This window comes from Candidatus Woesearchaeota archaeon (assembly GCA_016187565.1).
Taxonomy (GTDB): Archaea; Nanobdellota; Nanobdellia; order Woesearchaeales; family JACPJR01; genus JACPJR01.
In genome coordinates, this window is sequence record JACPJR010000005.1 from 38,003 (window position 1) to 50,269 (window position 12,267).

The window sequence follows — 12,267 nt, forward strand, 5'->3', positions numbered from 1 at the left end:
TCACTCAAAGTTTCTATTTTTGAGTTAACTATATATAGATGTGATAACCCCTTGTTGGCAACGTGTTATTATACTCGTAGATCTGATTCCTATGGCAAAGAAAGCAGTTATTTTAGCAGCAGGAAAAGCAACGCGGATGTACCCGTTAACGCTTACAAGGCCAAAGGCACTTCTGCCGGTCGCAGGAAAAACACTGCTAACCTATAATCTTGAACAGCTTCAAGGTGTTGTTGATGAAGTGATCTTAGTTGTTGGCTATGCAAAAGAGCAGATTCGAAATGCTTTTGGTAGCCATTATGGAAAGCTCACGCTGACCTATGTTACCCAAGAAGAACAACTTGGTACAGGACACGCGCTTTTGCAAGCAGAGCAGCATGTACGAAAGAACCTGAAAGGAAGCTTTCTGGTGATGGTTGGTGATGATATTTTTTTCAAAGAAGATCTTAAAGCCTGCTTTCAGCATCCCCTTGCCATCCTTGTGAAGAAAGTACCTAATCCAGAAATATTTGGGGTTGTTCTTGAAGATGCTGGAAAGGTAACCAAAATTGTCGAGAAACCCAAAACATTTATCTCCAATCTTGCGAGTATTGGGGCCTATACCTTTGATACAGAAATTTTTGCCTATCTTCGTTCAGTAGCCAAATCTCATAGAGGAGAATACGAACTTCCCGAAGCATTACATCAGATGATAGCTGCACGAGAAGTAGCATGCACTCATGCAAACCAATGGTTGCCCATAGGATTTCCTTGGGATCTTCTCGCTGCAAATGAACACTTCCTGAAAGAGATGGATATAAAACGTGAAGCCACCATTGAAAAGAATGTTGTTATCAATGGGCCTGTTTCAGTAGGGAAAGGCACGGTCATTAGATCGGGAACATATATTGAAGGCCCGGTAATGATCGGCGAAAATTGTAAAATTGGGCCGAACAGTTATCTTCGTCCCTACACCACTATTGGAAACAAATGCCATATCGGACAGGCAGTGGAGATAAAAAATACGATTATCATGGACAACAGTAATGTACCTCACCTTAGTTATATTGGTGATTCTATTCTTGGAGAGGGAGTAAACCTTGGTGCTGGAACGATTACGGCAAATCTCAGACACGATAATCAAAACATTCAAGCCATGCACAATGGAGAGAAATGTGACACCGGAAGAAGAAAGCTTGGTGCAATTATTGGAGATGAAGTGCATACTGGAATCAATACCTCCATTTACCCAGGAAGAAAGATATGGCCATGGAAATCAACCCTTCCCGGAGATATTGTTAGCAAAGATATCATGTAAAGAGTATCAACGTTACGTAAAATAAACGGTGACAACATGTGCGGAATTATTGGCTACAAAGGACCTCGAAATGCAAATGATGTTGTACTGAAGGGTCTTAAAAGTCTTGAGTACCGTGGGTATGATTCTTGGGGAATTGCAACAAAAAATGCCCATAAGATTCATATTGTAAAACATGTAGGAAAGATTGGAAGTGTTTCTTTATCTGACCTTCACTTACCTGAATCATCGATTTCCGTCGGTCATACACGATGGGCTACTCACGGCAATGTTTCTGAAGCAAATGCGCATCCGCATGCTTCTATGGACAATAAAATAGCGGTGGTGCATAATGGTATTGTGGAAAATTTCCAGAAGCTCAAGCAGATGCTTCTCAAAAAAGGCTACACCTTCCGTAGTAGCACTGATACTGAGATTATTCCTAACTACATTCAACAGGAGATGAGTAACGGTAAGTCATTTGTAGATGCGGTAACCGCAACCGTAAAGGCTATTGATGGCTATTTTGCCATTGTTGCGCTCCATGCTGAATCCAATACGATGATCGGAGCTCGTCGTGGAAGTCCTCTGGTGGTTGGTATTGGAGAGAAAAATGATGAGCTTTTTTTTGCTTCAGATGTGCCGGCATTCCTCGCCTACACAAAGAATGTTATCTACCTTGATGATGATGAGATTGCCATTTCTGGCAATGAAACACGCTCTGCAGCTGTTATCGTAAAAAATATCCATACCACTAAAGAAATCACGAAAAAAATCCACCATGTTACCTGGAATGTTGAGCAAGCACAAAAAGGAGACTACCCCCATTTTATGTTGAAGGAGATTCATGAACAGGAATTTACCTTAAAGAGCGCGCTTGAACAGGATCATGGAGTACTTGAAAAAGTTACTGAACGCATTACAAAAGCACGTGGTGTTTTTTTTGTCGGGTGTGGCACGAGTTATCATGCCTGTGTCTCAGCAGCTTACACCTTTTCACATGTTGCTCATATGCATGTTAATGTGGTGCTTGCAAGCGAATTCATGAATTATGAAGAATTCTTAACAGAGAAAACATTAATGATTGCTGTTTCACAGAGTGGAGAAACTGCTGATCTCCTTGATGCAGTAAAAACCGCAAAACAAAAGAACGTAACAATCGTCAGCATTGTCAATGTTGTTGGATCATCATTGGCACGGATGTCTGATCAAACCATGACGATGAATGCAGGCCCAGAGATCTGTGTCTTGAGTACGAAAAGTTACACCTCACAACTAGCTATTCTTCTTCTCCTTGCCTATGCTCTTGCCGGAAAAGAGGAAGAAGGCAAGACATTGATCGAGCATGCAAGAAAACAGGTAAAACAAATCATTGAAAACAACAGCCCAAAGATAAAGAAGCTTGCCTCTGCTCTTAAGGACAAAAGAGATCTCTTTCTAATTGGTAGAGATCTAGCCTATCCCAGTGCTCTTGAAGGTGCGCTAAAAATAAAAGAGGTTAGCTATATCCATGCTGAAGGTTTTGCGGGTGGAGAATTAAAGCATGGTACCATTGCACTTATTGAGGATGGTATTCCGGTCATTGTTCTGACAACAGATGCTACGCGGAATCTTATCCTGAGCAACACGATGGAAGTGAAGGCACGAGGAGGATATATTATCGGGATTAATAGCCAACAGAATGAGCTCTATGATTTCTTTCTCGAAGTTCCTGAAGTTGGGACTGCAAATCCACTCCTCATGATTATTCCCATACAACTGCTCGCTTACTATCTTGCATTAGCTCGTCACTGTGATCCTGACAAACCAAGAAATTTGGCAAAATCAGTTACCGTAAAATAAGGGGATATTATGACACGAAAACTTTTTGGCACTGACGGTATTCGGGGAAAAGCTAATGTCTATCCCATGACACCAGAGGTTGCCCTCCGCTTAGGAAAAAGCTTTGCAAAAGCATTTGTTGTTAAAGAATGTGCTCAGCGCCAGCATCACCACCGTGTTATCATTGGTAAAGATACGAGGCTTAGTGGTTATATGTTCGAGACTGCCCTTACCGCAGGTCTGATCTCTATGGGAGTTGATGTTCTCCTTGTTGGACCAATGCCAACGCCAGGTCTTGCTCATCTCACTAAATCATTTGCTGCGGATGCAGGTATTGTTATCTCAGCATCGCACAACCCAGCGCATGATAATGGTATTAAATTCTTTACCGATGATGGTTATAAGCTCTCTGATGCTGCCGAAGAAGCTATCGAACAGGTTTTTTTTGCTGAAGAGATTACCTGTGATCATATAGGAACAAATCAGTTAGGGAAAGCATATCATATTGAAGACGCACGGGGAAGATACAGCGAGTTCCTCAAGCATACCATTCAAAATCACTCCTTAGTTGGATTAAAAATTGTTCTTGACTGTGCGAACGGCGCTGCCTATCGCATCACTCCTTCAGTTTTGCGTGAATTAGGTGCAGAGGTTATTGTCATTCATAATACGCCTAATGGATTAAACATCAATGATACCTGTGGTGCACTCCATCCTCAGGTTATTCGTAACACTGTACTGAAGGAAAAAGCTGATATGGGTATTGCGCTTGATGGTGATGCTGATCGGGTTGTTTTCGTTGACGAGAAAGGAGAGAACGTCGATGGTGATCAGGTCATGGCGCTCTGTGCAGCAGCCCTACAGAAAGAGGGAAGACTTCACAAAAATACGCTTGTTACCACGGTTATGAGCAATGTTGGGTTGAAAGTTGCTATGCGATCTTTAGGAATTACCGTTGTTGAAACTGATGTTGGCGATCGTTATGTCATTGATGAAATGCGAAAACACCACTATACCTTCGGAGGAGAACAATCAGGCCATATTATTTTTGGAGAGTACAGTACAACAGGGGATGGTACCTTAACCGCATTACAGGTTCTGCGTCTTATGCATGAAAAAAAAGAAAAACTATCTACCCTCCTCAAAGGGATGAGAAAATATCCGCAAGTTCTCATTAACGTAGAAGTCCCTGAGAAAAAGCCTTTAGAACAGATTCCTGGTCTCAACCAAGAAATACAGCACATCACGAAAGAGCTTGGCGATAATGGAAGATTGTTAGTAAGGTATTCGGGAACTGAAAAGAAGCTCCGCATTATGGTTGAGGGAAAAAACCAAAAGAGCATTCAACAGGACGCAGAGCGAATTGCAGCTCTTGTCAAAAAAGTGTTTCGTTGATGGCATATCTCGTAAAACGATGTTATGTTTCAGGGGGTTTATCCCCCTGTAAGCACCGTTAGGTGCGCAGAGTTTTTGAATTGCCGATTGCTTGCGTAAGAGAATCCAGAGACAAAAATCCCACATCCAGTTTAAAGAAGAAATGATGGCGCCGTTATAACATTTCCTCAGTAAAATAAGTATATTTATGTTCATCAAAGATGGCAATAAATTCTATATCTTGAATTATGTCTGAGAAATGGTTTCTAATATCAATGAGTGTCTGTTGGAAATCTTGAAGATCTTTAGCGTCTGATTCTAATTCAATGTTCCATTTTCCAATACATTTTACATAATAATAAATGGTTTTTTTTTGTTTTGCATATGCTAGAATTTTTTTTGATGCATCTAGCGAAAACTCACGAAGAGAAATTAATATCTTGAAGCTCTGATACCCTATTTTTTTTGGATTAAGGAAAATTGAATATTTTGCGATAATTCCACTTTTTTGAATGTTTTTAATTTTGTGAGAAATTGTTGTTTGTGGAATGTTCAATTTTTTACTGATCTCAATGTTTGGTATTCTTGCATTTTGTGATAATAGCAGAAGAATTCTCTTATCAGCCTCATCTAATGTTATTGTGGAAGTTTTTTTCTTTTCATTACTCTGTTTAATTTCGTGAATGTAAGATCTGGGTAATTGATTTTGTTCTAATCTGATAATTACTTCACTTCGTGCAATAAATTTATGAAATTGTGAAAGAAAGTTGCTGTATTGTATATTAAAATCCTGAATGTCTTTGGCTATTAACTCAATAACTAAATCGTAACTTCCGCCAACACTGGCAAGCCAAATGATGTTCTTGTTTAATTTTAATGATTCAATGATTTCTTTTTCCTCTCTATCAGTTACATTTTGAAGTTTAAAATACAATGCGAAAGAAGTATATCCTAATTTTGCAAAGTCAATCATGGCGATGAAAGATTTGATTACTCCATTATCTTGAAGCCGTTTTATCCTGTAATTGATTGCTTCTCGGGATAGTTTTACTTCTTTTGCAAGATCAGAAAGGGTAGCTCTACTATTATCCTCTAATAATGCTACCAGTTTTCTATTTTTGGAATCTAATTCCATTTTATTTTAGCATTTATTCTTAATATTTATATATTTTTCGTATTATTGCTAAAAATAGTAAGAAAACTTTTATTAACGTGCCCGATAACTTCCTCCTAGTGATTAATATGACACTTAGAAAATTATTAACAGGAATGGCAATTGTGGCATATTTAGCAGCGCCAGTACCATTTGTAATGCAGAAATATGATAGAGGAAAAGAACTATCAACAACGTTAGCTCAAGAGGTTGATAAGAATGGAAATAATAATGGAATTTTAGATTTACCAGAACTTCAAGATGCGTACAGAAGAATGGGTATTAATTCAGATGCTTTGATTTCAAGCCCATATCAGAGATTGGTTCATTCTGGGGACCCAACGGCAGAAAACAAACCATTTGATGTAAGATTTCCAACAGAGTCAGATCTGGAGAGAGGAATAGCGAGTTATGGAGTAGAATAGGCGCCACCCTCATAGAGTTTTACATTTTCTTTTTGGGATTTTTGTTTTTCAGAAAGAAGTGGAGAAAAATCTGTTGTTCTTTGATTAGAAACGATAGCATATATCATACGATTTAAACCAATACCACTACAGCCACTCCAAAGTTCCTCTCCATTTCTTCCACTAATTGAAAATCTAGAAGTTAGAACATTTCCCATGATAGCATTACCTGATACTTCTAAATATCCATATCCCGGACAATAGATCTCAACATCTTTTACAGGAATATCTTCCAGGGATGTAGGTTCACGTACTTCATGATCCTCTAACCTATGACAAGATCCACCAACAACGATCCTATAATTAAGATGTAATGCTTGAACAAGAGATTCTATTTGTCTTAGTATCTGTTCTCTAGTTTCAATAACTTTGTCCTTACTTCCTAGGAAAATAAATTCAGATCGGTGAAACTCTCTTTGCTTTACTCCTGGTATAAGAGAATCCAAACTTTCATTTCGGTATGTTGGTCCAGAGCGATCATACCATTTTATTGGTCCCTCAGAAACATCTACAGTTTTCCCTTCAAAAAATTGATAAAAAACAGTACACTGTAATGGGTCCCAAATGTAAGTACCTCTTACACCTTCAGTTTCTCCATATGGTTGAGCAGTAAGTAAATATTGATCCCATGACCAAGGAAATGCGCTTTGTCTTTGTCTGCCATCAGGAAAATCAACTAATGAAGCTTTTTTGAAAGTATCTACTGGCGCCATCTTTGGAAGAACTACTTCCTCAAAGTCTAATGGTCTAACTATATATCTCTGCAATGCTTCATAAATACCATTCAAGATTCTCATACCTTTCGGTAAAATAACATACTGTCCCTGAGTAAACTCTTTAATTATTCCCATAGTTGTCATATCAATTGTAGCATGATCCTTATCTTTTTGAGAGGGGGAACCATGTTCTTTGATGACATCATTTCTATTTATTTCAATTATCATGGAATAGTAAAAACATAGTAACTATAAAAACGTTTATCCTCCCAATTGAGACTATAATAGAAAGTATTATAAAGAATGAAATCTTTAGCTTAAAGATGGATGTAACAATACTAGAAGATTTAGGATTAACACAAGCAGAGATAAAAGTGTATCTTGCATTGCTGGAATTAGGTAGTACTACTGCTGGACAAATTCTTAAAAAATCAAATCTTCAAAACTCTGTTGTCCATAGAGCGCTTAATACTTTGATTGATAAAGGATTAATTAATTTCATTCTTGATGGTAAAAGAAAAGTTTATCAGGCGACCGATCCTGAAAATTTCTATAATTTTATTGATGATAAAAAGAAAAGATTTGAACAAATATTGCCTGAGCTCAAAGTAAAACAAAAACTTGCTAAGAAAGAAGAACAAGCTACTGTTTTTAGAGGAAAGAGGGGAATCAATGAGTTGTATAATACTCTACTAAATTCTGGCGGAAAAGAATATAACACCTTTGGAGGCGGGACAAGAGTAACACATGATATCATGGGTGAAACATGGTGGAAGAATCTTCACGCAAGAAGAATTTCTAAAAAAATCAAGTGTAGGCAAGTTTTTGATGAAACTATCAGGAAATTTGGAGAGGAACTTAGTAGAAAAAAATTAACAAACATAAGATTTTTATCTCGTAAATTTGAGCAATTACAAGAAACCATAATAATAGGAGATTATGTAGGCATTGTAATATTTACTGAGAATTCTTATGGGATATTGATTAAAGACAAATTGGTTGCTGATGGATATAGAAAACAATTTGAGATCTTATGGAAACAAGCGACCCCTTAGATACTAAACTAGATTCTGTGAATCGTAGGAAATTGCCCTTTGTACTCCAGAATTAGTCTACTTTAACATTTAAGTCTGCCAATTCTTTTTTCACTTGGTCGTTTTTCAAGAATAAAATACATTTTATTCCATGTTTTTTTGCAGGTTCAAAATATTTTTCCTTATTATCTATAAATACTAATTCGTCTGGCTTAAACTCAATATCAGGAAGAATTTTTTCCCAAATTCTGTCTTGAGTTTTACTCAATTTCAATTTATGTGATAAGAATAGTTTGTCAAAATATTTTTTGAAATCAACCTGCTTCTCATAATTTGGAAATACAGGTCCAAAATTATTCGATAACATAAAAACAGGATATTTCTTTTTCAACTCTAAAATGTAATTGAGCAATTCAGTATTTACTTTGGGGATTGTTTCAAATAGATAAACAAAATCTTGAGGATTCTTGTTTTTATTTAATGAACCAATAAATTGTTCTAAAAATTGTTCAGAAGATAATTCTGCTCTTGCAAATGGTTGAATTAATGGTTTAAATTTTTGTTTCACCAAAGATTCATCCAAATTTAATTTACTACTTAATTCTCTTCCAAGAGTATCTGCCCAATTTTCTACTGTGCAAACCCCAAACCAATCAAAAATAATTACTTTAATCATAATTATTATAAAAAGAACTGGCCTAAATATAAAGTTATCCAGTCTTGAACGCCAAAATCCAAACTGAGCCTTCGGCTTTTTTTTCTTGCAGAAAAAACACATAACAGCGATCGCGATGGACGTTCCGATGTTATTGAACCCTTTGCGACTCAGTTTGTCTCTATATCTTGTGTTACTTTTTAAGGAAATGCGAGACACACTCTAACTGTAAGGTGGTGTGGGCAATGCCATACTTTCTACGAAGAATACGGTTAACATTATGAATGATTTTATTGCTCGTGCTCAGAGAACAGTCATCAACAACCAGATGAGCTGCAAGGCAATACTTCTTAGACGTTAATTCCCACACATGAGTGTCGTGAACATCATGCACGTCAGGAACTCGTCGTATCAAATCCTTCCGTAAGGTATCAATATCAATGTGTTGTGGCGTCGATTCCAAAAGGATATTGGAAGATTCACGTACCAGATTAACTCCCCAGAGAACAATAACACCTGCGATGAGAATACTTACCACGGCATCTAATTGGTACCATCCAGTCCACCAAATAACAATAGCTGCTACAATAACACCGGCAGAAGAGAAAAGATCACTAAGCATATGGACAAAAGCGCTGCGAACATTGAGATCATCGGTACTTTTATAGAGCACAAAGGTTGTTATCATATTAACCACTAATCCTAATACAGCAATGACAAGCATAGGTACTATGGCAATTACTTGGGGATTAACAAGACGTTGGAATGCTTCATAGAAGATATAAGAGCTTACGATTAAGACGAAAACACCATTAAACAAGGCTGCAAGGATCTCAAAACGCATATAACCAAATGTTCGTTGCTTGTCAGATGGCCTCTGACCAAGAAAAATAGCAATATAACTAATGCCTAATGCCATCACATGGGTAAACATATGTCCCGCATCGCTCAACAAGGCAAGGCTGTTCGTGAAAACACCACCAATACCTTCCAAAATCATGACTATCGCAGTAATAACTAAGGAAAACAATAATCGTTTCTTGGTATGCTCCTTCTTTGGGTCACTTTTTAGTTTATCCTGGAAGTGATGACCAAAATGGATATGTCCGTTGAGGTGTTTTTTCATACGCTCTGCAAAAATCATAAAAGCTAAAGCCTATAAAAACATTTAGCCTTAGCGGTTATTTATAGTTTATAGCTATACCTTACTCATACCCATAACGTGAGGATCATTCCCATCAACAGTAATGAAAGCAGGTTATAGCCATTGTTGAGAAGGTATAAGCGAAATGATTTTCCTTCCCAAAGGACTACTCCCAAAGTAACGGTTGCCACAAAACCAAACCAAATCCAAAAGCCAGTAAGCATACCATCAACAACCGTAGTTGATTCAGTATACTTGACAAAATGTGCCAAGACATAACTGGTAATCAGGGCACATAAAAATCCAAGAGCGTAGGATTTTTTGGCGCTCTCTTTCATATTTTTTGTGGCTTGTGGAGTAATTCCACTTAATTTCATCCACATCTTACCAAATCCCATTGGGCTGTACCAAAAGGCACCAAGTGCCATACTTGCCACTGCTGCGACAATAACCGCAAGGTAATTAATACTTACTGCTTCTACCATCGTTTATCCCTCCTCATGTTTGCATACATTAATCCATCACATGCATAAATCTATTCTTTATCTCACTTTGTCTCAAAGAGTATCTTGACTTTGATGACCATGCATCACCAGCAAATAGACACAGAGTACAGTGAGTAACATAAAGATACCAAGGGATATACTTATGGTCGGTTGAAGCGTATCAAAGGTTGTTACCTGAGAGGATGGACAACGATCTTCAGGCGCACAGTATGGCGGTAAACAACAATCCTTGGCAATGACATACCCTGTTATGCCTCTTCCCAGGAAAAACAGACCAAAAAGGGCAACAATAAGCAGGGAAATATGTCGTTCTATCCTCATCATTGGCTTTAAAGAGGCTACCTATAAAAAACTTATCATAAACAAATGACATACTCCCAAAATAAATCCAGCTAAAGCTGGGGGTTTCTCACGCAAACCATTTAACTTAATGTATGGTTCGCTCAACGAGAACCCCCTAATGATACAAGCAACCACCTTAATCATGAGGTGGTCGCTATGACTCAAAAACTATATCCGCACTTTAATCCAGAAGTACACAATATCAATTACCACATTATTTGGATTCCAAAGTACAGAAAGCCCGTATTGACTGGAAAGGTTGTTGAAGTTCTAAAAGCAATCATTGAAGGGCAATGCCAAGAAATGAGCATTAATAACCTCGCATTAGAGATTATGCCAGACCATCTGCATTTATTTGTAGGCGCAAAGCCGACAGTAACGCCTTTCAAGATAATCCATAAGTTAAAAGGCAACACTTCAATTCAATTAAGGCGAGTATTTCCAGATTTGAAATACTTGGGATACAAACAGCATTTTGGAAAAGGATTTGATGCTCTCTGGGCAAGAGGTTACTACTGTGGCTCTGCTGGTCATGTATCGCAAGAACAAGTTAAGCGTTACATTCAAGAGCAAATGGGCAAATCTGTTTTTGAGTATGATATTTACGGATGCCCAACACACTTGAAAGGGCAGCTTAAAATCGGCGACTTTGCAAAGATAGATTAACTACTTTGTAGTAGGTTTAAAAACGGAAGATTTATAAACAAAAGCTTATTCCACCCTGATTATATTATTGGAGGCTTAACAAAATGATTAATCATGAAATGGATGTCAATAAAACACAAGTAGGATTATACACTGTTACTTATGCCCTTTCTCAAAGACCTTTGGATGTTCAAGAGTTGGCATTTGCTGCTAAAGGGCTTCATACAATTTCCCCGGCAGAAAAAGGCCTTCTTATGATTGGTGTTGATGATAGCCCATTTACACCTTATAGTAGAACTGACATGGATGTTATTTATGATAAAAGAGCTAAAGACCGAGTTGTTTTAGCCAGAGGCAAGCCAATAAGCCAATTATTCTTATCTGATTTGGTTGATGCGCACAAACACGGCAGAGAGTTTGTTGTTCCAAAAGAAATGAGAGATGATGTTTATGATGCGATCGATACAATGCTGAATAATGGGATGGCATTTGCAACTACGCATGGCACTCATGAGACTCCTGCGAATAGGCTGGGAGAAGAAGGAATTACTAATTTCATGTATAGTGATCCATCTTTGGGGATTAAGGCTGGAGACTTTGGCGCTTGGCTGGCTGAACGAAGAGATGTTCATAATGCCTTTTTTGATAGCCAAGAATATGCTAGACAGTTAGGCCCATATATAAATCGGCTGCGTCTTTTCAGTCCTGGCGGCGACTTCCTTGCCGGGGGCGGTTGCGGCAGGGATCTTTACAGCGGCGATGGTGCTTTCGGGGTGCGTTTTGAAAAAACCGCCGAAGGCGGCGAAAAAAGTTCGCCAAAAAAGTAAGTATTAAATATGCATATTTCTATTGAACTTTTGCCTCGAGACCATATTGAATATGGTTAAGAAGGCCACACGCCCTTTTACTATGGCTTTGGCGACAAAGTTATAAAACCTTCAAATTGAACACGCTCCAATTTGATAAATTACAGCAGGGACACATAACCTGAGGGTTATATGGCTGAACCTGTGGTGGGAACTGAGTAAATGGGCTAGCACTTGGGCTGCGTCTTTTCAGTCCTGACAACGACTTCAATGCCAATGGCAGCAACAGGAATCTTAACAACAACAATGGTGCTTTCGGAATGGTCTTCATTCG

General features: G+C 38.1%; 13 protein-coding genes. 7 read left to right on the plus strand and 6 right to left on the minus strand.

Annotated elements, in window-relative coordinates; genetic code table 11:
- Positions 1–40 precede the first annotated feature (40 nt).
- The 3 genes from HYW21_01475 to HYW21_01485 are packed head-to-tail and all read left to right on the plus strand — an operon-like array spanning position 41 to position 4,489.
- On the plus strand, positions 41–1,294 hold the full coding sequence (locus HYW21_01475; protein ID MBI2547998.1) for an NTP transferase domain-containing protein: 1,254 nt from the start codon (positions 41–43) through the stop codon (positions 1,292–1,294).
- Positions 1,295–1,330: 36 nt separating this feature from the next.
- Complete coding sequence (gene glmS, locus HYW21_01480; protein ID MBI2547999.1) at positions 1,331–3,115, plus strand: glutamine--fructose-6-phosphate transaminase (isomerizing); 1,785 nt, start codon at positions 1,331–1,333, stop codon at positions 3,113–3,115.
- 9 nt (positions 3,116–3,124) lie between these two features.
- Positions 3,125–4,489, plus strand: coding sequence for a phosphoglucosamine mutase (locus HYW21_01485; GenBank protein ID MBI2548000.1), 1,365 nt, complete (start codon positions 3,125–3,127; stop codon positions 4,487–4,489).
- A gap of 154 nt (positions 4,490–4,643) precedes the next feature.
- Here the strand turns inward: HYW21_01485 and HYW21_01490 are convergent, their stop codons facing one another.
- The gene (locus HYW21_01490; GenBank protein MBI2548001.1) at positions 4,644–5,603 is read right to left on the minus strand and encodes a winged helix-turn-helix transcriptional regulator; all 960 of its coding nucleotides are present in this window, start codon (positions 5,601–5,603) and stop codon (positions 4,644–4,646) included.
- Positions 5,604–5,701: 98 nt separating this feature from the next.
- Here HYW21_01490 and HYW21_01495 point away from each other — a divergent pair, with 98 nt between their 5' ends.
- Positions 5,702–6,046, plus strand: coding sequence for a hypothetical protein (locus HYW21_01495; protein MBI2548002.1), 345 nt, complete (start codon positions 5,702–5,704; stop codon positions 6,044–6,046).
- Here HYW21_01495 and HYW21_01500 read toward each other — a convergent pair.
- Positions 6,031–7,029: a hypothetical protein gene (locus HYW21_01500; GenBank protein MBI2548003.1), complete on the minus strand. Its 999-nt coding sequence runs from the start codon at positions 7,027–7,029 to the stop codon at positions 6,031–6,033. The two genes, HYW21_01495 and HYW21_01500, sit on opposite strands and share 16 nt — an antisense overlap.
- A 95-nt stretch (positions 7,030–7,124) precedes the next feature.
- On the opposite strand from HYW21_01500, the gene HYW21_01505 reads away from it, so the two are divergent.
- Positions 7,125–7,856, plus strand: a complete 732-nt coding sequence (locus HYW21_01505) for a hypothetical protein (GenBank protein ID MBI2548004.1) — start codon at positions 7,125–7,127, stop codon at positions 7,854–7,856.
- A gap of 52 nt (positions 7,857–7,908) precedes the next feature.
- Here HYW21_01505 and HYW21_01510 read toward each other — a convergent pair whose 3' ends face one another.
- From HYW21_01510 to HYW21_01525, 4 genes are all read right to left on the minus strand, one after another.
- Positions 7,909–8,511, minus strand: a complete 603-nt coding sequence (locus HYW21_01510) for an HAD hydrolase-like protein (protein MBI2548005.1) — start codon at positions 8,509–8,511, stop codon at positions 7,909–7,911.
- Positions 8,512–8,683: 172 nt separating this feature from the next.
- Positions 8,684–9,634: a cation transporter gene (locus tag HYW21_01515; protein ID MBI2548006.1), complete on the minus strand. Its 951-nt coding sequence runs from the start codon at positions 9,632–9,634 to the stop codon at positions 8,684–8,686.
- Between the two features lie 65 nt (positions 9,635–9,699).
- Positions 9,700–10,119 (minus strand): DUF1761 domain-containing protein, encoded by a 420-nt coding sequence (locus tag HYW21_01520; GenBank protein ID MBI2548007.1) that lies wholly within the window; start codon positions 10,117–10,119, stop codon positions 9,700–9,702.
- A 72-nt stretch (positions 10,120–10,191) separates the two neighbouring features.
- Positions 10,192–10,461, minus strand: coding sequence for a hypothetical protein (locus HYW21_01525; protein ID MBI2548008.1), 270 nt, complete (start codon positions 10,459–10,461; stop codon positions 10,192–10,194).
- A 177-nt stretch (positions 10,462–10,638) separates the two neighbouring features.
- Here HYW21_01525 and tnpA point away from each other — a divergent pair, with 177 nt between their 5' ends.
- Together tnpA and HYW21_01535 are read left to right on the plus strand one after the other, a co-directional pair.
- A complete protein-coding gene (gene tnpA / locus HYW21_01530) occupies positions 10,639–11,148 on the plus strand; it encodes an IS200/IS605 family transposase (protein MBI2548009.1) in 510 nt (169 codons plus the stop codon).
- A gap of 83 nt (positions 11,149–11,231) precedes the next feature.
- Positions 11,232–11,954, plus strand: coding sequence for a hypothetical protein (locus tag HYW21_01535; GenBank protein MBI2548010.1), 723 nt, complete (start codon positions 11,232–11,234; stop codon positions 11,952–11,954).
- Positions 11,955–12,267 lie beyond the last annotated feature (313 nt).

Excerpts from the sequence above, each read along its gene's own strand:
- HYW21_01525 (MBI2548008.1), bottom strand. The coding sequence starts at position 10,461 with ATGAGGATAGAACGACATATTTCCCTGCTTATTGTTGCCCTTTTTGGT.
- glmS (MBI2547999.1), top strand. The coding sequence starts at position 1,331 with ATGTGCGGAATTATTGGCTACAAAGGACCTCGAAATGCAAATGATGTT.
- HYW21_01490 (MBI2548001.1), bottom strand. The coding sequence starts at position 5,603 with ATGGAATTAGATTCCAAAAATAGAAAACTGGTAGCATTATTAGAGGAT.
- HYW21_01485 (MBI2548000.1), top strand. The coding sequence starts at position 3,125 with ATGACACGAAAACTTTTTGGCACTGACGGTATTCGGGGAAAAGCTAAT.
- HYW21_01515 (MBI2548006.1), bottom strand. The coding sequence starts at position 9,634 with ATGATTTTTGCAGAGCGTATGAAAAAACACCTCAACGGACATATCCAT.
- HYW21_01520 (MBI2548007.1), bottom strand. The coding sequence starts at position 10,119 with ATGGTAGAAGCAGTAAGTATTAATTACCTTGCGGTTATTGTCGCAGCA.
- HYW21_01505 (MBI2548004.1), top strand. The coding sequence starts at position 7,125 with ATGGATGTAACAATACTAGAAGATTTAGGATTAACACAAGCAGAGATA.
- HYW21_01500 (MBI2548003.1), bottom strand. The coding sequence starts at position 7,029 with ATGATAATTGAAATAAATAGAAATGATGTCATCAAAGAACATGGTTCC.
- HYW21_01510 (MBI2548005.1), bottom strand. The coding sequence starts at position 8,511 with ATGATTAAAGTAATTATTTTTGATTGGTTTGGGGTTTGCACAGTAGAA.
- tnpA (MBI2548009.1), top strand. The coding sequence starts at position 10,639 with ATGACTCAAAAACTATATCCGCACTTTAATCCAGAAGTACACAATATC.
- HYW21_01535 (MBI2548010.1), top strand. The coding sequence starts at position 11,232 with ATGATTAATCATGAAATGGATGTCAATAAAACACAAGTAGGATTATAC.